Source organism: Novosphingobium sp. GV079, from assembly GCF_003058045.1.
Lineage (GTDB): Bacteria > Pseudomonadota > Alphaproteobacteria > Sphingomonadales > Sphingomonadaceae > Novosphingobium > Novosphingobium capsulatum.
The window spans coordinates 33,810-52,767 of sequence record NZ_QBUE01000015.1 but is presented as its reverse complement, the minus strand read 5'-3'; the positions used below and the strand labels follow the sequence as shown (position 1 = coordinate 52,767).

General features: G+C 70.9%; 20 protein-coding genes. 19 read left to right on the top strand and 1 reads right to left on the bottom strand.

What is annotated here, in order from left to right; all coding sequences use genetic code 11:
• Genes cobN through cobJ form a run of 5 tightly spaced genes read left to right on the top strand, consistent with a single transcriptional unit; the run spans position 1 to position 6,532 of the window.
• Positions 1-3,264 carry a cobaltochelatase subunit CobN gene (cobN, locus tag C8K14_RS17150; protein WP_107717864.1) on the top strand — a complete coding sequence of 1,088 codons (3,264 nt, stop codon included), beginning with the start codon at positions 1-3 and terminating at the stop codon, positions 3,262-3,264.
• Positions 3,261-4,421 (top strand): cobalamin biosynthesis protein CobG, encoded by a 1,161-nt coding sequence (locus C8K14_RS17145; protein WP_107717862.1) that lies wholly within the window; start codon positions 3,261-3,263, stop codon positions 4,419-4,421. The genes cobN and C8K14_RS17145 overlap by 4 nt, the downstream gene beginning before the upstream one ends.
• Positions 4,405-5,034 (top strand): precorrin-8X methylmutase, encoded by a 630-nt coding sequence (locus C8K14_RS17140; protein ID WP_107717860.1) that lies wholly within the window; start codon positions 4,405-4,407, stop codon positions 5,032-5,034. The genes C8K14_RS17145 and C8K14_RS17140 overlap by 17 nt, the downstream gene beginning before the upstream one ends.
• The gene (gene cobI, locus C8K14_RS17135) at positions 5,031-5,774 is read left to right on the top strand and encodes a precorrin-2 C(20)-methyltransferase (RefSeq protein ID WP_107717858.1); all 744 of its coding nucleotides are present in this window, start codon (positions 5,031-5,033) and stop codon (positions 5,772-5,774) included. The genes C8K14_RS17140 and cobI overlap by 4 nt, the downstream gene beginning before the upstream one ends.
• On the top strand, positions 5,771-6,532 hold the full coding sequence (gene cobJ / locus C8K14_RS17130) for a precorrin-3B C(17)-methyltransferase (protein ID WP_107717856.1): 762 nt from the start codon (positions 5,771-5,773) through the stop codon (positions 6,530-6,532). Before cobI ends, cobJ begins: the two co-directional genes overlap by 4 nt.
• On the opposite strand, the gene C8K14_RS17125 is transcribed toward cobJ, so the two are convergent.
• Positions 6,496-7,257 (bottom strand): cobalt-precorrin-6A reductase, encoded by a 762-nt coding sequence (locus tag C8K14_RS17125; protein WP_107717854.1) that lies wholly within the window; start codon positions 7,255-7,257, stop codon positions 6,496-6,498. The genes cobJ and C8K14_RS17125 overlap by 37 nt on opposite strands.
• Here C8K14_RS17125 and cbiE point away from each other — a divergent pair.
• From cbiE to cobU, 14 genes are read left to right on the top strand one after another with little or no spacing between them, the layout of a single operon-like run.
• Positions 7,256-8,464 (top strand): precorrin-6y C5,15-methyltransferase (decarboxylating) subunit CbiE, encoded by a 1,209-nt coding sequence (cbiE, locus tag C8K14_RS17120; RefSeq protein ID WP_107717852.1) that lies wholly within the window; start codon positions 7,256-7,258, stop codon positions 8,462-8,464. The two genes, C8K14_RS17125 and cbiE, sit on opposite strands and share 2 nt — an antisense overlap.
• A gap of 2 nt (positions 8,465-8,466) precedes the next feature.
• Positions 8,467-8,844 carry a cobalamin biosynthesis protein gene (locus C8K14_RS17115; RefSeq protein WP_107717955.1) on the top strand — a complete coding sequence of 126 codons (378 nt, stop codon included), beginning with the start codon at positions 8,467-8,469 and terminating at the stop codon, positions 8,842-8,844.
• Positions 8,841-9,623 carry a precorrin-4 C(11)-methyltransferase gene (gene cobM / locus C8K14_RS17110; RefSeq protein WP_107717850.1) on the top strand — a complete coding sequence of 261 codons (783 nt, stop codon included), beginning with the start codon at positions 8,841-8,843 and terminating at the stop codon, positions 9,621-9,623. Before C8K14_RS17115 ends, cobM begins: the two co-directional genes overlap by 4 nt.
• Positions 9,620-10,933 carry a cobyrinate a,c-diamide synthase gene (locus C8K14_RS17105; protein ID WP_107717848.1) on the top strand — a complete coding sequence of 438 codons (1,314 nt, stop codon included), beginning with the start codon at positions 9,620-9,622 and terminating at the stop codon, positions 10,931-10,933. The genes cobM and C8K14_RS17105 overlap by 4 nt, the downstream gene beginning before the upstream one ends.
• Positions 10,930-11,694, top strand: a complete 765-nt coding sequence (gene cobF / locus C8K14_RS17100) for a precorrin-6A synthase (deacetylating) (RefSeq protein ID WP_107717847.1) — start codon at positions 10,930-10,932, stop codon at positions 11,692-11,694. The genes C8K14_RS17105 and cobF overlap by 4 nt, the downstream gene beginning before the upstream one ends.
• Complete coding sequence (cobO, locus tag C8K14_RS17095; RefSeq protein WP_107717845.1) at positions 11,684-12,289, top strand: cob(I)yrinic acid a,c-diamide adenosyltransferase; 606 nt, start codon at positions 11,684-11,686, stop codon at positions 12,287-12,289. The genes cobF and cobO overlap by 11 nt, the downstream gene beginning before the upstream one ends.
• Before the next feature lie 33 nt (positions 12,290-12,322).
• On the top strand, positions 12,323-12,730 hold the full coding sequence (locus C8K14_RS17090) for a DUF1636 domain-containing protein (RefSeq protein WP_107717843.1): 408 nt from the start codon (positions 12,323-12,325) through the stop codon (positions 12,728-12,730).
• Positions 12,727-13,767, top strand: a complete 1,041-nt coding sequence (gene cobT / locus C8K14_RS17085) for a nicotinate-nucleotide--dimethylbenzimidazole phosphoribosyltransferase (protein WP_107717842.1) — start codon at positions 12,727-12,729, stop codon at positions 13,765-13,767. Before C8K14_RS17090 ends, cobT begins: the two co-directional genes overlap by 4 nt.
• Positions 13,764-14,333, top strand: coding sequence for a histidine phosphatase family protein (locus C8K14_RS17080; RefSeq protein WP_107717840.1), 570 nt, complete (start codon positions 13,764-13,766; stop codon positions 14,331-14,333). The genes cobT and C8K14_RS17080 overlap by 4 nt, the downstream gene beginning before the upstream one ends.
• Positions 14,330-15,052: an adenosylcobinamide-GDP ribazoletransferase gene (locus C8K14_RS17075; protein WP_107717838.1), complete on the top strand. Its 723-nt coding sequence runs from the start codon at positions 14,330-14,332 to the stop codon at positions 15,050-15,052. The genes C8K14_RS17080 and C8K14_RS17075 overlap by 4 nt, the downstream gene beginning before the upstream one ends.
• The gene (locus C8K14_RS17070) at positions 15,049-16,026 is read left to right on the top strand and encodes an aminotransferase class I/II-fold pyridoxal phosphate-dependent enzyme (protein WP_233251130.1); all 978 of its coding nucleotides are present in this window, start codon (positions 15,049-15,051) and stop codon (positions 16,024-16,026) included. The genes C8K14_RS17075 and C8K14_RS17070 overlap by 4 nt, the downstream gene beginning before the upstream one ends.
• Positions 16,019-16,969, top strand: a complete 951-nt coding sequence (gene cbiB / locus C8K14_RS17065; protein WP_107717835.1) for an adenosylcobinamide-phosphate synthase CbiB — start codon at positions 16,019-16,021, stop codon at positions 16,967-16,969. Before C8K14_RS17070 ends, cbiB begins: the two co-directional genes overlap by 8 nt.
• Positions 16,970-16,971: 2 nt before the next feature.
• Positions 16,972-18,435 carry a cobyric acid synthase gene (locus C8K14_RS17060; protein ID WP_107717953.1) on the top strand — a complete coding sequence of 488 codons (1,464 nt, stop codon included), beginning with the start codon at positions 16,972-16,974 and terminating at the stop codon, positions 18,433-18,435.
• On the top strand, positions 18,428-18,934 hold the full coding sequence (gene cobU / locus C8K14_RS17055) for a bifunctional adenosylcobinamide kinase/adenosylcobinamide-phosphate guanylyltransferase (RefSeq protein WP_107717833.1): 507 nt from the start codon (positions 18,428-18,430) through the stop codon (positions 18,932-18,934). Before C8K14_RS17060 ends, cobU begins: the two co-directional genes overlap by 8 nt.
• Positions 18,935-18,958 lie beyond the last annotated feature (24 nt).

The window sequence follows — 18,958 nt, the reverse complement described above, 5'->3', positions numbered from 1 at the left end:
ATGCACGTTATCTTCCGCGAAAGCCACGGGCTTGAGGAAACGGCCGTGCCCCAGGATCTGGAGCAGGTGCCGGCGCCGCTCGTCGTCCTGTCGTTTTCCGACAGCGACCTGGGCGCCTTTGCCGCTGGCTGGCACCTGGCGCGCCAGGCCGATCCGGCGTTCCCGCTGCTGCGCCTGGCCAATCTGGCCGCGCTGGAACATCCCTTGTCGGTCGATACCTATATCGAGCGCACGCTGGTTGGCGCGCGGGCCATCCTCATCCGCCTGATCGGTGGGGTTTCGTGGTGGCGCTATGGCCTGGGGCAGGTGGCGGCGCTGGCACGCGCACGCGGCGTTGCGCTGGCGGTGTTGCCGGCAGACGGGCGGGCCGATCCGCAGCTTGACGAAGCCTCTACCCTGCCGCGCGAGGCCCTGCGTGATCTGGCCGCGCTGTGCGAGGCGGGCGGCGCCGATGCTGCCCATTGCGCGCTGATGCAGCTGGCCCAGGCAGGCGGGCTGGCGATAAACGCGGCGGCCACTCCGCCGGTGGCGCCGCTGTCGGCGGCGGGCCTGTGGCATCCCCATGGCAAGGCGGTGGACGCCGCGCGCCCGCTGGTGCTGGTCGTGTTCTACCGCGCCTATCTCACCGCGCGCGATGTTGCGCCGGTAACCGCGCTGATCACCGCGCTGGAGGAAGCAGGCCTGGCCGCGCAGGGGCTTTACGTCACCTCGCTCAAGGAACCACAATCGCGCGCGGTGGTGGCGGCAGAACTCGGGCGGCTGCGCCCGGCCGCGATCATCAATGCCACGGCCTTTTCCGCGCAGGACGATGCCGGGCAGAGCCCGCTGGACTTAGCCGGCGTGCCGGTGTTCCAGGTGGCGCTGGCCACTGGCACGCGCGAAAACTGGACTGAGGCGGTGCGTGGCTTGGCGCCGGCAGACCTGGCCATGCATGTCGTTTTGCCAGAGATCGACGGGCGGCTGTTTGCCGGCGTTGCCAGTTTTAAGGAACCCTGCGCGCAGGATGCCGATCTCGGCTTTGCCCGCCACATGCACCGGCCCGATCCGGCGCGGATCAATGCCATCGTGGCGCGGGTGGCTGGCTGGATCGCGCTGGCCCGGCGCCCCGTGGCGCAGCGGCGCCTGGCCTTGGTGCTGTCAACCTATCCGGGCAAGGCGCATGCCATGGCGCATGCAGTGGGCCTTGATGCTTTGGCCTCTACTACAGCGTTGCTCGCCGATCTGGCCCAGGCCGGGTATGAAGTTGCGCCGCCCGGTGACCTGGCACACCGGCTTGGCCATGAGACGCTGGCCTTTCCGCTCGCCGCCTATCGTGCCGCGCTGGTGCAGCTGCCGGCCGCGCTGCAAACCGATCTGGCACAAAGCTGGGGCGCGCCGGAAGACGATACAGCAGTCCGCGATGGCGCCTTCCACTTTGCCGCGTTGCGCGCGGGGCAGGCGCTGGTGGCGTTGCAGCCCGAGCGCGGCGATCTGGTCGGGCGCGACGAAGCCTATCACGATCTGTCGCGCTGCCCGCGCCATGGCTATGTCGCGTTTTATCTGTGGCTGCGTGCGCAAGGGATCGATGCCCTGGTGCACATGGGCGCGCACGGCACGCTGGAATGGCTGCCGGGCAAGGCCGTCGCGCTGTCGGGTGCCTGCTGGCCCGAGGCGCTGATCGGCAGCCTGCCGGTGATCTATCCCTTCATTGTCAACGATCCGGGTGAGGCGGCCCAGGCCAAGCGTCGCATCGGCGCGGTCACGCTGGGCCACATGCCGCCGCCGCTGCGGCGCACGGAAAGCGGGGCGGGCCTGGCCGGGCTGGAGGCGCTGCTTGACGAGTTTTCCGGCGCGGTAGGCCTCGATCCGGCGCGGCGCGACCGGCTGATCGTGGCCATCCGCGCGCAGGCGCAGGCGCTGGGGCTTGAGGCAGAGCTGGGCATCGATCCGGCCGCCACCCCGGCTGAAGCGATTGCCCGGATCGACCGCTTTGTCTGCGACGTGAAGGATAGCCAGTATGGCGATGGCCTGCACATATTCGGCCGCGGCACGCAGGGCGGGGCAGAGTGCGATGGCGTGCTGGCCGCGCTCGACGGGCGCCGGGTTGCGGCGGGGCCGGCTGGATCGCCGTGGCGCGGGCGTACCGATGTGCTGCCCACCGGGCGCAATCTCTACGCGATCGATCCGCGCGCCGTGCCCAGCCGCGCCGCCCATGCGCAAGGCGTGATGCTGGCGCAGGAACTGGTGCGCCGCCACCTGCAGGACCACGGCGATTATCCCCACGCCCTGGTGGTGGACCTGTGGGGTTCGGCCACGATGCGCACCGGTGGCGAGGAATTTGCCATGGCGCTGCACCTGTTGGGCGCGCGGCCGGAATGGGATGCCGCCTCGCAACGGGTGACGGGGATCGAGATTCTGCCGATCGCTCGGCTCGATCACCCGCGTCTGGATGTGACGCTGCGTATTTCGGGCCTGCTGCGCGATGCCTTTCCGCTGCTGCCGGTGCTGTTCGGGCAGGCGGTGCGCGCCCTGGCCGCGCGCGACGAGCCGGCGGAGTGGAACCCGTTTGTCGGCAAGGCGCCAGGTGCGCGGGTCTATGGCCCGGCGCCGGGGCGCTATGGCCTGGGCATGGGGCAGACGGCGCAGACTTATGACGCCGCCGGCCGCCACGCGGCGGGTGAAGCCTGGCTGGCGGCATCGGACCACGCCTTTGATACCGCCGCGCCGCAGGCAGACCCGGCCGGTCTGCGCGCCCGGGTCGCGGCGGCCGGCGCCTTTGTCCACGCCCAGGATCTGCCCGAAACCGATCTGCTGCTCGCCGCCGACTATGCCGCACACGAAGCCGGCTTTGCCGCGGCGCAGGGGGTGGTCGGGGGTGGGGCGGCGCTTTATCACCTCGACAGCCGCGACCCCGCGCGGCCCGTGGCGCGGCCCTTGGGCGAGGAACTGGCCCGCGTGGTGCGCGCCCGTGCCGCCCATCCTGGCTGGATCGCCGGCATGATGCGCCATGGCTTTCGCGGCGGGGCAGAACTGGCTGCCACGCTCGATCATCTGGGCGCCTTTGCCCACCTTGCCCCCGGCAGTGTGCCGCCGCAGCTGTTTGATCTCTATTACCAGGCCACGCTGGGTGATGCTGCCGTGCGCGCATTCCTGGCGCGCGAGAACCCTGGCGCCTTGGCCGCGATGCAGCAGGGCTTTGCCGCGCTGCATGCCGCAGGCCTGTGGGCCACGCGGCGCAATGCCATTCTTGCCGATCTGGCCGATCACGCCGGGGGCAGGGCATGAGCGGCTTTCGCGTGGCGGGGTGGTGCCCCGATGCCTGGCGCCCGATGGCGGCGGGTGATGGCCTGTTGCTGCGGATCAAGCCGCGCCTGGCGCGCCTGTCTCGTGATGCGGCGCGCGCGGTCTGCGCGCTGGCCGTGCGGCATGGCAATGGCCTGATCGATGTGTCGCGGCGGGGCAACCTGCAGCTGCGCGGGCTCGATCACGCTGGGTGGCAGGCCGCGCTGGCCGAACTGCTGGCGCTGGGCCTGGTCGATGCCGATTCGCTGGCAGAGGCGCGGCGCAACCTGCTGGTGGCGCCCGGTTGGCGCAATGGCGATGACACGCAGCGCATCGCCCAGGCCTTGCTTGCCCGGCTGGATGAACTGCCCGCGCTGCCGGCCAAGGCCGGGTTCGTGATCGATGCCGGCGCGGCGCCGGTCTTGCTGGCAGAGCCGGGCGATTTCCGGGTCGAGCGCAGCAGCCATGGTGGCCTGATCCTGCGCGCGGCTGGGCGCGCCCATGGCGTGGCCTTGGCGCCCGGGGCAGAGGTTGATGGGCTGATCGCACTGGCCCGCTGGTTCGTGCAAAGCGGCGGGCAAGGGCGCATGGCGCGCCATCATGCCCCGCTGCCTGCGTGGGCGGCTGGGCAGGATCTTCCAGCGGCGTTGGCGCCGGCCTGGCGGCCAGGGCCTTGCGCGCTCGGCATGGTGCATGGCGCGCCATTCGGCCGGGTTGCAGCGCCGGTGCTGGACGCGGCGCTGGCCGAACCCGGCGCCCAAGCGCTGCGCATCACGCCCTGGCGTCTGCTGGTGGTGGAAGGCGCCGGCGGCGATGCCGTGCCCGGCCTGATTGCCGATCCGGCCGATCCGCTGCTGCGGGTGGAAGCATGCCCCGGCGCGCCGGCCTGCCCGCAGGCGCATGTGCCCACGCGCGATCTTGCCATCGCCCTGGCGCCGCATGTGCGCGGCACGCTGCACGTATCGGGCTGTGCCAAGGGCTGCGCCTGCACCCGCGCCACCGATCTTGTGCTCACCGGCCGCGCCGATGGCCGGTTCGACCTTGCGCGTGATGCCGCCGCCGGCGCGCCGCCGTGCCAGGCGCCGCTCACCGCCCAGCAAGTGCTCGACCAGTTTGCAAGTTGCCCCAGTGCGGAGCTGCCCAATGCCCCATGTCTATGAAACCGATGGCGCGGCCATCTATCGCCAGTCTTTCGCCATGATCCGGGCAGAGGCCGATCTGGCGCGCTTTTCGCCTGCCGAAGAGCCAGTGGCGGTGCGCATGATCCATGCGGCTGGCCTGGTCGACCTGGCGCCGCACATCCGCTTTTCCGCCCAGTTCGCCCTGGCCGCGCGCGCCGCGCTGCGCGCCGGGGCACCGATCCTGTGCGATGCGCGCATGGTGTCGGAAGGGGTCACCCGCGCGCGCCTGCCTGCCGCCAATCCGGTGCTGTGCACGCTGCATGATGCGGTGGTGCCGGCCCTGGCCCAGGCCATGGGCAACACCCGCTCTGCCGCCGCGCTGGAGCTGTGGCGCCCGCACCTGGCCGGCAGCGTGGTGGCGATCGGCAATGCGCCCACGGCGCTTTTCCACCTGCTGACCATGCTGGAAGACCCAGCCTGCCCGCGCCCGGCGGCGATCATCGGCTGCCCGGTTGGCTTTGTCGGCGCTGCCGAATCCAAGGCCGCGCTGTGGGCGTGGCACGGCGTGCCGTGTTGCATCGTCGAAGGGCGCCTGGGCGGCAGCGCGATCACCGTGGCCGCGATCAACGCCTTGGCGAGCGACGCGGAATGAGCGCGCCAGTCCTTGCGCCGGTTGGCACGGTCCACGGCGTTGGCCTTGGCCCCGGCGCGCCCGATCTGTTGAGCGTGCGCGCCGATCGGCTGGTGCGCGGCACGCGCCACATCGCCTACTTTCGCAAAGCCGGGCGGCCGGGCCAGGCGCGGCGCATCGCGGCAGACCTGCTGCGCGCCGATGCCGTGGAAATTCCCATGGAATACCCCGTCACCACCGAAATCCCGGTCAGCGATCCGCGCTACAACGCCTGCCTCGCCGCGTTCTATGCCGCGTGCGCCGTGCGCCTGGCTGATCTGGCCCGCAGCGGCGAAGACGTGGTCGTGCTGTGCGAGGGTGACCCGTTTTTCTATGGCTCGTTCATGCACTTGCACAGCCGCCTGGCGGGGCAGGTGCCGGTGCAGGTGGTGCCGGGCATCACCGGCATGGCGGGCGCGTGGAATGCCACCGGCGTGCCCATCACCTGGGGCGATGATGTGCTCACCGTCGCCATGGCCACCCTGCCCGAGGCGGAACTGACCCGCCGCATCCGCGATACCGATGCCCTGGTGGTGATGAAGATCGGCCGTCACCTGGCCAAGCTGCGCCGCGCCGTGGCTGCTGCGGGACGCGAGGGGGAGGCTTGGCTGGTGGAACATGCCGCCATGCCCGGCCAGCGGGTTACGCCGCTGGGTGAGGCCCAGGCCGTCACGCCCTATTTCTCGATCCTGTTGATCCACGGCCAGGGGCGCCGGCCATGAGCGGCACATTGGCGATCGCCGGGCTCGGCCCGGGCAGCGAAGCGATGATCACCCCGCAGGTGCGCGCGGCACTCGATGCCGCCACCGATGTGCTGGGCTATATCCCCTATGTCGCGCGTGTGGCGCCGCGCCCCGGCCTGGTGCTGCATCCATCGGACAACCGGGTGGAGCGGGAGCGCGCTGCTGATGCGCTTGACTTGGCTGCGCAAGGCCGCCGGGTGGTGCTGGTCTCATCGGGCGATCCCGGCGTATTCGCCATGGCCGCCGCCGTGTTCGAGGTGTTGGAAAGCGGCCCGCAAGCGTGGGACGATGTCGCGATCGAGGTGCTGCCGGGCATTACCGCCATGCTCGCCGCCGCCGCGCGCGCCGGGGCGCCGCTGGGCCACGATTTCTGCGCGATCAACCTCTCGGACAACCTCAAGCCGTGGGACATGATCGCGCGGCGCCTGCGCCTGGCGGCAGAGGCGGATTTTGCTATGGCGCTCTACAATCCGCGCTCTCGCGCGCGGCCAGTGGGCTTTGCCCGCGCGCTGGAATTGCTGCGCACATGCTGCGGCCCGCAGCGGCCGATCCTGTTTGCCCGCGCCGTCTCCACCCCGCAGGAAGACCTACGCATCGTCTCGCTGGCCCAGGCGCGGCCCGAGATGGCCGACATGCGCACCGTGGTCATCGTGGGATCGAGCCAGACGCGGATCGTGGCGCGTGCCGCTGGCCCGCTGCTCTACACCCCGCGCAGCGCGGGCGGGGTGGCGCCATGAGCGATCCAGTCCAGCACTTGCGCTGGCTCATGCACTTCCTGGCGCGGCGGGATGAACGGCCGGTCGATCATGATCACCGGCAGGCCCAGCGCGCGCGCGGCGATCAGCTTGGCCTGCGCGCCGCTGCCGCCGGCGTTCTTGCATACCACCACGCCGATCGCCTGGTCGCGCAGCAGCGCCAGATCGCCCGCCACAGTGAACGGCCCCCGGTCCACCACCAGGCGATGGCGCGGCAACAGCGGCGGTGCGGCGGGCGCGTCGACAAAGCGCAGCAGATAGTCATGCTGCGGCTGGGCGAGGAAATCGGCCACGTGCAGCCGCCCCAACGCCAGCATCACACGCCGCGCCGGGCCAGCGAGGGCCGCTACGGCGCCGGCCACGTCTGGCACCATGGTCCAGCGGTCTTGCGGCTGGCCCTGCCAGGCCGGGCGGGTAAGCGCGATAAGCGGCACCCCGGCCTGCGCGGCGGCGGCGATGGCATGGGCGCTGATCTGCGCGGCAAAGGGATGGGTGGCATCGACCAGGTGGGTGATGCCTTCCTCGCGCAGATAGGCGGCCAGCCCGGCCACGCCGCCAAAGCCGCCGATCCGCGTGGGCAGGGGCTGCGCCAGCGGGGCGTGGGTGCGCCCGGCATAGCTCAACCGGGCGGCAATGCCTTGCGCGGCAAGCAGGCGGGCCAGCGCGCTGGCCTCGCTCGTTCCGCCCAGCAGCAGGACATTGGCCATGGCTGATACCCCTTTGCGCGCATGGTTGACGATCATCGGCCTTGGCGAAAACGGCCGCGACGGCCTGTCCCCGGTGGCCTTGGCCGAACTGGACGAGGCCGAGGTGGTGATCGGCCCGCCGCGCCACCTGGCCCTGCTGGGCCCGCTTAGGGCCATGGCGGTGGAATGGCCAGTGCCGTTTGCCGATGGCGTTGCCCGTCTGCTCGCCCTGCGCGGGCGCCGTGTGGCGATGCTGGCATCGGGCGATCCGTTCTGGTTCGGCGCGGGCAGCAGTGTCATCGCCAACCTCGCGCCACACGAATGGCTGGCCCATCCGCAGCCATCGACGTTTTCCCTGGCGGCGGCGCGCCTGGGCTGGGCAGTGCAGGATTGCGCCTGCCTGGGCCTCCACGCCGCGCCCCTGGCGCGCTTGCGCCCGCATCTCGCGCCCGGCCAGCGCGTGATTGCCCTGCTGCGCGATGGCGCGGCGGTGGCAGACCTGGCCGCCTATCTCGTCGCGCTGGGCTTTGGCGCCAGCACGCTATGCGTGCTCGAAGCGCTGGGCGGCCCGCGCGAGCGGGTGCGTTGCTTTGAGGCGCAGGCTTTTGCCCTTGGCGATGTCGCCCATCCGGTGGCGGTGGGCATTGTCGTTGCCGGGCAGGGGCTGGCTCTGCCGCTCACGCCCGGACGGCCCGATGCGCTGTTCGCCGCCGATGGCCAGATCACCAAGTCAGCGGTGCGCGCGCTCACCCTGGCGGCGCTGGCGCCACGCGCCGGTGAACTGCTCTGGGATATCGGCGCCGGCTCTGGCTCTGTCGGCATCGAATGGCTGCTGGCCCATCCCGCCAACCGCGCCGTGGCGATCGAGGCCGATCCGCAGCGTGCCACCCGCGCGCGCGGCAATGCCGTGGCACTGGGCGTGGATCGCCTGCGCGTGATCACCGGCCGTGCGCCGGCGTGCCTGCCCGATGATCCGCCGCCCGATGCGGTGTTCATCGGCGGTGGGCTGTCGGCCGCGCTGCTCGATGCGCTGTGGGCGCGGCTGCCGGCCGGCACGCGGCTGGTCGCCAATGCGGTGACGTTGGAATCGGAGGCGCTGCTCGCCGCCTGGCATGGCCGCGCTGGCGGCAGCCTGCTGCGGATCGCACTGGCCGACGCCGCGCCGCTCGGCACGCGGCATGGCTGGAAGGCGCGCTATCCGATCGTGCAGTGGAGCGTGGTGCGATGACCATGATCGTCGCCGGCCTGGGCTTTCGCGCGGGCGCCCCGCTTTCGGCCCTGCGCGCGGCCTTTGCCCTGGCGCAGGAAGGACTGCCCGCCGCCACCCATCTGGCCACGGCGGCAGACAAGGCCCCGGCTGTGGCGCCGCTGGCGCGCGCGCTGGGCCTGCCGCTGATCCCGGTGGCGGCCGATGCCGTGCAGCGCTGCGGCACGGCCACGCAATCCGCCGCCAGCCTGCGCACGCGCGGCACTGGCAGCCTGGCTGAAGCAGCCGCGCTGGCCGCAGCGGGGCCGGGCGCGCAGTTGCTGTGCCACCGCCAGATATCGCCCGATCGCATGGCCACTTGTGCCCTTGCTCAGGGCCATGCCCAGGAAATTGAACAATGACGGTCCATTTTATCGGCGCCGGCCCCGGCGCGCCCGATCTCATCACCTTGCGCGGGCGCGATCGTATCGCCGCGTGCCCGGTGTGCCTCTATGCCGGGTCGCTGGTGCCCACGGCACTGCTCGCCCATTGCCCGCCCGGCGCGCACATCGTGAACACGGCGCCGCTCTCGCTTGACCAGATCATGGACCACATCATCCAGGCCCATGCCGCTGGCCACGATGTCGCGCGGCTGCATTCGGGCGATCTGTCGGTGTGGTCTGCGCTGGGCGAGCAACTGCGGGCCTTACGGGCGCTAGGCATTCCCTTCACCATCACGCCCGGCGTGCCCGCCTTTGCCGCCGCCGCCGCTGCACTGGAAAGCGAGCTGACGCTGCCGGCGCTGGGCCAGTCGGTGGTGCTGACCCGCACGCCGGGCCGGGCCAGCGCGATGCCACCGCGCGAAAACCTGGTGGCCTTTGCCCAGACCGGCGCGACGCTGGCCATTCACCTGTCGATCCACAACCTGGCGCAAGTGGTGGCCGATCTGCTGCCCGATTATGGCGGCGATTGCCCGGTGGCGGTGGTGTGGCGCGCCAGTTGGCCCGATGAGCGCGTGGAGCGCGCCACGCTGGACACGATAGTGGCCGCCGTGGCCGGCACGATGGAGCGCACCGCGCTGATCCTGGTTGGCCGCGTGCTGGGCGCTACTGATTTTGCCGAAAGCAGCCTCTATGCCGCCGATTATGATCGGCGCTTTCGCCCGCAGCATGGCGGCGAAAGCGACGGGGCGCCCGCATGAGCGTGCCGGGCCTGATGATCGCCGCGCCCAGTTCGGGCGCGGGCAAGACCACGCTTATGCTGGGCCTGCTGCGCGCGCTGCATGGCCAGGGGCTGGCGGTGCAGCCGTTCAAGAACGGGCCGGACTATATCGATCCGGCGTTTCACCAGGCCGCCTGCGGGCGCGCATCGTTCAACCTCGATAGCTGGGCCATGATGCCCGGCCTGATCGATGCTCTGGCAAGCCAGGCTGGTGGCGCCGATCTGGCCCTGGCTGAAGGATCGATGGGCCTGTTCGATGGCGTGGCCAGCCCGGGCGCCACCGGCAATGGCGCCAGTGCTGATGTGGCGCGCCGGCTGGGCTGGCCGGTGGTGCTGGTGCTCGATGCATCGGGCCAGGCGCAATCGGCGGCAGCGACGGCGCTGGGCTTTGCGCGGTTTGATCCCGCGCTGCCGGTGGCCGGCGTCATCCTAAACAAGGTGGCAAGCGCGCGCCATGAAAGCTTGCTGCGCGCCGGCATGGCGGCGATCGGCATGCTGGTGCTGGGCGCCCTGCCGCGCCGCGCAGACCTTGCCTTGCCAGAGCGGCACTTGGGCCTGGTCCAGGCGGTGGAGCATCCCGATCTGCCCGCCCGCCTGGATGATCTGGCGGCGTTCGTGCGCGATCATGTCGATCTGGCGGCGCTGGTCGCAGTGGCGCGCGCAATGGACACCCCGCACGCCGCATCAGCCGCGCTGCCGCCGCCCCCTGCGCAGCGTCTTGCCGTGGCGCGCGACGCGGCATTCTCGTTTCTCTATCCCCACCTGCTGAACGGCTGGCGGGCGGCCGGCGTGCAGATCCTGCCGTTCTCGCCGCTGGCCGATGAACCGCCGCCGGCCGATGCGGACATGGTCTGGCTGCCCGGCGGCTATCCCGAACTGCATGCCGGGGCCATCGCGGCGGCGGGGACTTTCCTGGCGGGCCTGCGCCGCCACGCGCAGACCCGGCCGGTGCACGGTGAATGCGGTGGCTACATGGTGCTGGGCCAGGGCCTGGTCGACAAGGCCGGTGCGCGCCATGCCATGGCCGGGCTGCTGGCGCTGGAAACCAGCCATGCGCAGCGGCGCCTACACCTGGGCTATCGCGCGGCCCGGCTGCTGGCGCCGGTGGGCAGCATGGCGGCCGGCACCGCGCTGCGCGGCCACGAATTCCACTATTGCACCATCCTGGCTCAAGGCGATGCGCCACTGGCCACGGTGGTCGATGCCACCGGCGCGGCCGTGGCGGAAAGCGGATCGCGGCGCGGGCAGGTGACGGGCACGTTCTTCCACATGATTGCGGGGGCCGTGTGATCCAGCTCGATCTTATAGGGATAGGCACGGGCAACCCCGATCACCTTACCCTGGCGGCGGTGCGCGCGATCAATGGCGCCGACGTGATCCTGCTGCCCGACAAGGGCGCGGACAAGGTCGGGCTGATCGACCTGCGCCGCACGATCTGCGCGACGGTGCTGACGCGGGCCGTACCGATCGTCGAATTCGCCATGCCGCTGCGCGATGGCGCGGGTGACTATGCAGCGGCAGTGGATGCCTGGCATCACGCCATCGCGCGGGTGTGGCAGGCCACCCTGGCCCAGGCCCTGCCGCAGGGCGGCCGCGCCGCGCTGTTGGTGTGGGGCGATCCCGCGCTCTACGACAGCAGCCTGCGCATCGCGGCGCGGCTGATGGGGCAGGGTGCGGCCCTGGCGGTGCAGGTCGTGCCGGGGATCACCAGCATCGCGGCGCTGACCGCCGCCCACGCCATCCCGCTCAATCCGCTGGCCGGGCCGGTGATGATCACCCCCGGCCGCCTGCTGCGCACCCATGGCTGGCCGGTGGGGGCTGATCATCTCGTCGTGATGCTTGATGCCGGCGGTGCGTTTGCCGCGCTGGACCCTGCGGGCATCACCATCTGGTGGGGCGCATACCTGGGCATGGCGCACCAGGCGCTGGAGCATGGCCCGCTGGCGGCGGTGGGCCCGCGTATTCTCGCCCGCCGTGCCGCGCTGCGCGCGCAGCATGGCTGGATCATGGACATCTATCTGCTGAAAAGGGAAACGGCCGATGCAAGCTGATGAAGACGCGCGCCACGCCGACAAGATGCGCAAGAAACAGGCCGCGCGTGACAAGATCATGGCCACCAAGACCCAGGAAAAGGGCCTGCTGATCGTCCATACCGGCAAGGGCAAGGGCAAGACCACTGCGGCCATGGGCATGGTGGTGCGCGCCATCGGCCATGGCCAGCGCGTGGGCGTGGTGCAGTTCGTCAAGGGCGCGATGACCACCGGCGAAAAGGCCGTGTTCGATGCCTTTCCCGCCCACGTCGATTTCAAGCCGATGGGCGAAGGCTTTACCTGGGACACGCAGGACCGCGCGCGCGATGTGGCCGTGGCCCGCGCCGGCTGGGACGAGGTGACGCGCATGATCGCCGATCCAGCCTATGCCATGGTCCTGGCCGACGAACTCAACATCGTGCTGCGCTACGACTATCTGCCGCTCGACGAGGTGCTGGCCGTGCTCACCGCGCGCCCGGCGATGAAGCACGTGATCGTGACGGGCCGCAACGCGCCCGATGAACTGATCGCGGCGGCCGATCTCGTCACCGAAATGGCCCAGATCAAGCATCCGTTCCGCGCCGGGGTGAAAGCCCAGGCGGGCATCGAGTTCTGACCCTTTCCCTCTGCATCACAAGGATTTCCCCCCATGCTTACCCCTGTTGACGATGGCCCCGCCGTGGTGGCCTGCAACACCTGCCGGTTGAGCGCCGACGCGCGCGAGGATGACCAGGGCCAGCGCGGTGGTGCGCGGCTGTTGGCGGCGCTGCGCGCGGTGCAGCAGGGCGATGCCCGCTATGCCGGGATTGCCGTGCAGGAAATGGCCTGCCTGTTCGCCTGCAAGGACCACTGCACCGTGCACCTGCGCGCGCCGGGCAAGGTGGGTTATGTGCTGGGCCGTTTTGACGCGGACGAAGCGGCCGCCACGGCAATCCTCGATTATGCCGCCGCCTATGCGCAAAGCGAGCATGGGCGCGTGCCGTTCAAGGAATGGCCGCAAGGGGTGAAAGGCCATTTCATCAGCCGCACGCCGCCGGCCGGGTTCGTCGCGGCATGAGCGCGTTTGCGTCTCCGGCCGCGTTCGACGCGGCGCTTGCCGATCTGGCCATGCCCGACGCTGCGGCGGCCGCCGCAGCGCGGGCGCGGCAGGATGACCTGACGAAGCCGCCCGGATCGCTGGGCCGGCTGGAAGACATCGCCGTGTTCATGGCCGGCTGGCAAGGGCGCGAACGCCCGGTGATCGCGCGCGGGCGCACGGCGATCTTTGCCGGCAACCATGGCTTTATGGTGCACGGCGTCAGCGCCTTTCCCACCAGCGTGACCGCTGGCATGGTGGCAAACTTTGCCGCCGGGGGCGCGGCGATCAATGCGCTGGCGGGCGTTGCCGGCCTTGAGTTGATGGTGGTGCCGCTCGATCTTGATCGTCCCACCGCCGATTTCACCTGCGCCCCGGCGATGACTGAGGCGGAATGCCTGGCGGCGCTCAACGCTGGTGCCGCGGTGGTTACGCCCGATCTCGATATCCTGACGCTGGGTGAAATGGGCATCGGCAATACCACGGCCGCTGCCGCGCTCTGCGCGCGCAGCCTGGGTGGCGGCGCGGCGGAGTGGGCAGGGCCGGGCACCGGGCTCGATGCCGCCGGCGTGGCGCGCAAGGTTGCGGTGATCGCCCGGGCGCTGGCCTTCCATGCCGACGCGCCGCACACCCCGTTCGAAACCCTGCGCCGGCTGGGCGGGCGAGAGATTGCGGCGATGGCTGGCGCGGTGTTGCGCGCGCGGGCCTTACGCATTCCGGTGGTGCTTGATGGCTTCATTACCTGTGCTGCCCTGGCGCCACTCGCCGTGGTGGCACCGGGCATTGTCGATCATTGCCTGGCCGGGCACTGTTCGGCCGAACCGGGGCATGTGCGCCTGCTGGCGCGGCTCGGCTTGGTGCCGCTGCTCAACCTGGGCATGCGGCTGGGCGAGGGCAGCGGCGCGGCGGTGGCCGTAGGGGTGATCCGCGCCGCGCTGGCTGCGCATGACCAGATGGCAACCTTTGCCCAGGCCGGCGTGGCATCGGGCGTGGCAGCGGGCGCGGAAGGGCAGGCGTGAGCGGCTTCCTGCTGCATCTGTTGCGCCACGGCGCGCCGGCCACGCCTGGGCTCTTGCTGGGCCACGACGACATGGCGCCCACGGCTGCCGGCCTGGCTGCCTGTACGCAGCGGGCGCAGAGCGTGGATTTTGCCGGCATCGTGGCATCGGACCTGCGCCGCTGTGCTGCTGCTGCCCAGGCCATTGCCGCCCCGCGCGCCCTGCCGGTGCAGCTGGACCGGCGCTGGCGCGAGCTGGATTTCGGCGCTTGGGATGGTCTCGCCCCCGCGCAGGTAAGCTGCGCGGCACTGACCGCGTTCTGGGTCGATCCCGATGCTCACGCCCCGCCGGGTGGAGAGCGCTGGTCGGCGCTGCGCGCGCGGGTAGCAGCGGCGCTGGCCGATCTGCCCGGCAGCGACACCCTGGTGGTGACGCATGGTGGCGCGATGCGTGCGGCGCTCACCGTGCTGTGCGGGTTCGTGTCGGAACAGGCCTGGGCGTTTGACCTGCCCTATGCCGCGCTGCTCAGCCTGCGGGTTTGGCCCGGCGAGCGGCCCATGGCGCAGATCGTGGGGCTGGCGACGTGAAGGGGTTGATCCTGGCAACGCAGTTCCTCACCCGCCTGCCCATGCCGCGCGTGGCTGCTGAGGCTGGCGATTTTGCCGCCTCGATGCGGTGGTTTCCCGCCGTGGGCGTGATCGTGGGTGGCTGCGTGGCCGGGGCGGTCTGGGCTGGTGGGTGGCTCGATCCGTGGATTGGCGCGATGGCCGGCCTGGCGGCATGGGTGGTAGTGACGGGCGCGCTGCATCTCGATGGCCTGGCCGATCTGGCCGATGCCAGCGGCGCTGCCCATCGCGATCGCGCGCGGTTGCTGGCCGTGCTGGCCGATCCGCATCTTGGCAGCTTTGGCGTGGTGGCGGTGGTGATGCAGCTTATGGCCAAGCTGGTGCTGCTCCATGCGCTGGTGGCGCAGGGCATGATGGCGGGCATCGTCTGGGTGCCTTTCGCCGCACGCCTTGGCCCGCTTGCCTGGGCGCGCTGGCTGCCGCCCTTGCACGCCGGGCTGGGGGCGCGTTTTGCCGGTGTGGTGCGCCGCCGCGATCTGGTGCTGTGGGCCGGCGCGCTGGCGCTGGCCGCCTGGTGGTATCCGGCCTTGCTGATCGCGGTGCCGGGCATGGCGCTGTGGGGCTGGTGGCTCAAGGTGCGGATCGGCGGTATTTCCGGCGATGGCCATGGCGCCGGCATCGAATGGAACGAAACCGTTCTATTACTGGCACTGTGCATCGGGGGCCGGCTGTGGGGCTGAACCGCTTTACCTGGCATGGCGGCGGGCTGGCGGCGGCGCGCGCGCAGTTTGGTGATGGGCCTTGGCTGGACCTGTCCACCGGGATCAACCCGTGCCCCTGGCCCCACGCCGGGGCGGTAGCGGCGGCGGTGGATTGGCAGCCCCTGCCCGATGAAAGCGCGCTGCGCGGCCTGGAGCAGGCCGCGGCAGCGCACTTTGGCTGCGCGGCCGCTCAAGTCTGCGCGGTGCCTGGCACCGAGATCGGGCTGCGGCTGATTGGCGATCTGATCGGTGGCACGGGCTGCCATGCCGTGCCGGGCTATCGCACCCATGTCGAGATGCTGCGCGCCAGCGTGGCGGTGGCCGACCCGGAAAGCGCCGATGGCGCCAGCCTGGTCCTGGCCAATCCCAACAACCCCGATGGCCGCCTGTTGACGCCGCCGATGCTGCGCGAATTGCTGCACCGGCGCGGGGATCATGGCTGGCTCTTGCTGGATGAAGCCTTTGCCGACGCGCACCCGCAAGCCAGCCTGGCCGGCGATATTGCCGACGCGCGGCGGCTGGTGATCTTCCGCTCGTTCGGCAAGTTCTTTGGCCTGGCGGGCCTGCGCCTGGGCTTTGTGCTGGGGCCGCGCGCGCTGTTGGCGGCGTTGCGGGCGCGGCTGGGGGCCTGGCCGCTGTGCGCTGCGGCGCTGGCCGTGGGGGAGGCAGCCTATCGCGATGGCACGTGGATCGCGGATACGCGCGACGCCTTGCAGGAACGCGCGGCCAGCCTGGATGCCGCGCTCTGTTCAAAGGGCTATACGGTTGGTGGGGCCTGCCCGTTGTTCCGCCTTGTGCGCGGCGTGGATGGCGCGGCGCTGTTCGATCATTTGGCGCGGCAGCATATCCTGGCGCGGCCTTTTGCCGATCGGCCCGATTGGTTGCGGCTGGGCCTGCCAGGCGATGCTGCACGTCTGGCGCGGCTGGTGCAGGCCTTGCCCAGCCATGGTTGAAACGCTCGCTGCCCTGGCACTCGCGCTGGCGCTCGATCTCGCGCTCGGCTGGCCAGCGGCGCTCTATGCGCGCCTGGGCCATCCGGTGGGCGGCTTTGCCCGCGTGATCGGCTGGTGCGCGCGCCTTGGCAATCGCCCGCAGTGGAGCGCGGGGCGCCGCCGCGCCATGGGCGTGGTGACAGTGCTGGTGCTGCTGGCCGTGGCGATTGGCCTCGCCGGCGCGCTCCAGGCCCTGGCAACCTGGCTTGCTGGCGGCTGGGCGTGGATCGTCATCGGCCTGCTGGCCTGGCCAGGCCTGGCCCTGCGCAGCCTGCACGATCACGTGCGGCCCGTGGCGCTGGCCCTGGCGCGCGATGATCTTGCCGGCGCGCGGCGCGCCGTGGCGATGATCGTGGGCCGCGATACTGCCACGCTCGACCGCGCCGGGGTGGCCCGCGCGGCGATCGAAAGTCTGGCCGAAAGCTTTTGCGATGGGGTGGCGGCGCCGCTGTTCTGGATGGTCTTGGCCGGCCTGCCGGGGCTGTGGGCTTACAAGGCGATCAACACTGCCGACAGCCTGATCGGCCATCGCGAGGCGCCGTGGGGGCCGTTCGGCTGGGCGGCGGCGCGGCTGGACGATGCGCTGAACCTGCTGCCGGCGCGGCTGGGCGCGGTCTTGCTGTGCCTGGCGGGCGGTGGCGGCTGGGCGGTGCTGTGGCGCGATCATGGCCGGCATGCCTCGCCCAATGCGGGGTGGACCGAAGCGGCGATGGCCGGGGCGCTGGGCCTGCGGCTGGCCGGACCGGTGGTCTATGATGGCGTGGCCGTGGCCAAGGACTGGATCGGGCAGGGGCGCGCTGCGGCCGATGCGCGCGATGTGGCGCGGGCGCTGCGGCTCTATCGGCGGGCCTGCGCGCTGTTGATCGCGGTGGCGCTGGGCGCGGTGGTGGTATGGAAGGGATGACGATGGGCGCATTGATGGTGCAGGGCACCGGGTCTGACGTGGGCAAATCGGTGCTGGTGGCAGGGCTGTGCCGCGCGCTCGCCAACCGGGGCCTGCGCGTCTTGCCGTTCAAGCCGCAGAACATGTCGAACAACGCCGCTGTCACCAGCGATGGCGGGGAAATCGGCCGGGCGCAGGCGCTGCAGGCGCTGGCTTGCCGCGCTCCGGCGCATACCGACATGAACCCGGTGCTGCTCAAGCCGCAGGCTGATCACACCTCGCAACTGGTGGTGCATGGCCGGGTGCGGGGCACGCTGGGTGGCGGCAATTTTCGCATGGGCCGCGCCGCGCTGCTGCCCGATGTCATGGCCAGTTGGCAGCGGTTGCGCGCGCAGGCCGATGTGGTGGTGGTGGAAGGGGCAGGCTCGCCAGCGGAAATCAACCTGCGCGCCGGCGATATTGCCAACATGGGCTTTGCCCGTGCGGCGCGGGTGCCGGTGGTGCTGGTGGGCGACATCGACCGGGGCGGGGTGATCGCCGCGCTGGTGGGTACGCGGGCCGTGCTCGATCCGGCTGACGCGGCCATGATCCGGGGCTTTGTCATCAACAAGTTCCGAGGCGATCCCGCGCTCTTTGCCGATGGCTATCAGCAGATTGCCGCGCTTTCGGGATGGCGCGGCTTTGGCGTGGTGCCCTGGCTGGCCGAAAGCGCGCGCCTGCCGAGCGAAGACGCCGTGGTGCTGGAACGCCATGCCCCGTTGCGCGCGGGCGCGCTGCGGATTGCCTGCCCGATCCTGCCGCGCATTGCCAATTTCGATGATCTCGATCCGCTGAAAGGCGAAAGCGGGGTGGAACTGGTGATGGTGCCGCCGGGCCAGCCGATCCCGCCCGATTGCGCGCTGATCGTGCTGCCGGGATCGAAGGCCACGCTGGCCGACCTCGCTGCATTGCGTGCGCAAGGCTGGGACATCGATATCCTCGCCCATCACCGCCGTGGCGGGCGCGTCCTGGGCATTTGTGGCGGATACCAGATGCTGGGCAAGACCGTGGCCGATCCCCATGGGATCGAGGGGCCAGCGGGCGAAATGCCCGGGCTGGGCCTGCTCGACGTGGCCACCGTGCTCACCGCGCACAAGGCGCTGCGCCAGGTGGCGGGGCGGGCGCTGGGCCAGGCGTTTGCCGGGTTCGAGATGCACATGGGCCATACCGAAGGCCCCGATTGCGCGCGGCCCTTTGCTCTGCTCGATGGTGACAGGCCCGATGGCGCGATTGACGCGGGCGGGCAGGTCATGGGCAGCTATGTCCATGGCGCGCTTGGCGGGCCGGCGCTGCGTGGTGCGCTGCTCGGCTGGATCGGTGGAGTATCCGATGGGGCAAACCATTCTGCGGTGGTCGACGCCGCACTCGATGCGATTGCCGCCCGGTTGGAACAGCATCTCGATATCGACGGCCTCTTGGCCCTGACGCGCGAGGCTGGCGATGCCTAGTCTGTTCGTGATCGGCGGGGCGCGATCGGGCAAGAGCCGCTATGCCCAGCAGCGTGCCGAGGATAGCGGCCTGGCGCCGCGCTACATCGCCACGGCCCAGGCCTTTGACGCGGAAATGACCGTGCGTATCGCCCGCCACCAGGCAGAGCGCGATGCTCGCTGGCAAACCGTCGATGCGCCGCTCGACCTGCCCCATGCGATCGCTGCCCATGCCGCGCCCGATCGCGTGCTGCTGGTCGATTGTCTGACGCTGTGGCTCAGCAACCTCATGCTGGCCGAACGCCACATGGCCGCCGCGCTCGACGATCTCGGCCAGGCCGTGGCCGGGGCGGCGGGCCTGGTCATCCTGGTCAGCAATGAAGTGGGCCAGGGCATCGTGCCCGACAATGCCTTGGCGCGGCGCTTTCGCGACGAGGCGGGCTGGGCAAACCAGCGCATGGCGGCGGTGTGCGACGAGGCCGTGCTGGTCTGCGCTGGGCTACCGTTGAAGTTGAAATAGAATGGAAAAAAGCTCCATCCTCTT

Coding starts and splice junctions, on each gene's coding strand:
- C8K14_RS17105 (WP_107717848.1), top strand. CDS start 9,620: ATGAGCGTGCCGGGCCTGATGATCGCCGCGCCCAGTTCGGGCGCGGGC.
- C8K14_RS17060 (WP_107717953.1), top strand. CDS start 16,972: ATGGGCGCATTGATGGTGCAGGGCACCGGGTCTGACGTGGGCAAATCG.
- cobI (WP_107717858.1), top strand. CDS start 5,031: ATGAGCGCGCCAGTCCTTGCGCCGGTTGGCACGGTCCACGGCGTTGGC.
- cbiB (WP_107717835.1), top strand. CDS start 16,019: ATGGTTGAAACGCTCGCTGCCCTGGCACTCGCGCTGGCGCTCGATCTC.
- cobM (WP_107717850.1), top strand. CDS start 8,841: ATGACGGTCCATTTTATCGGCGCCGGCCCCGGCGCGCCCGATCTCATC.
- cbiE (WP_107717852.1), top strand. CDS start 7,256: ATGGCTGATACCCCTTTGCGCGCATGGTTGACGATCATCGGCCTTGGC.
- cobU (WP_107717833.1), top strand. CDS start 18,428: ATGCCTAGTCTGTTCGTGATCGGCGGGGCGCGATCGGGCAAGAGCCGC.
- C8K14_RS17090 (WP_107717843.1), top strand. CDS start 12,323: ATGCTTACCCCTGTTGACGATGGCCCCGCCGTGGTGGCCTGCAACACC.
- cobJ (WP_107717856.1), top strand. CDS start 5,771: ATGAGCGGCACATTGGCGATCGCCGGGCTCGGCCCGGGCAGCGAAGCG.
- C8K14_RS17140 (WP_107717860.1), top strand. CDS start 4,405: ATGCCCCATGTCTATGAAACCGATGGCGCGGCCATCTATCGCCAGTCT.
- C8K14_RS17115 (WP_107717955.1), top strand. CDS start 8,467: ATGATCGTCGCCGGCCTGGGCTTTCGCGCGGGCGCCCCGCTTTCGGCC.
- cobO (WP_107717845.1), top strand. CDS start 11,684: ATGCAAGCTGATGAAGACGCGCGCCACGCCGACAAGATGCGCAAGAAA.
- C8K14_RS17125 (WP_107717854.1), bottom strand. CDS start 7,257: ATGGCCAATGTCCTGCTGCTGGGCGGAACGAGCGAGGCCAGCGCGCTG.
- C8K14_RS17145 (WP_107717862.1), top strand. CDS start 3,261: ATGAGCGGCTTTCGCGTGGCGGGGTGGTGCCCCGATGCCTGGCGCCCG.
- cobT (WP_107717842.1), top strand. CDS start 12,727: ATGAGCGCGTTTGCGTCTCCGGCCGCGTTCGACGCGGCGCTTGCCGAT.
- cobN (WP_107717864.1), top strand. CDS start 1: ATGCACGTTATCTTCCGCGAAAGCCACGGGCTTGAGGAAACGGCCGTG.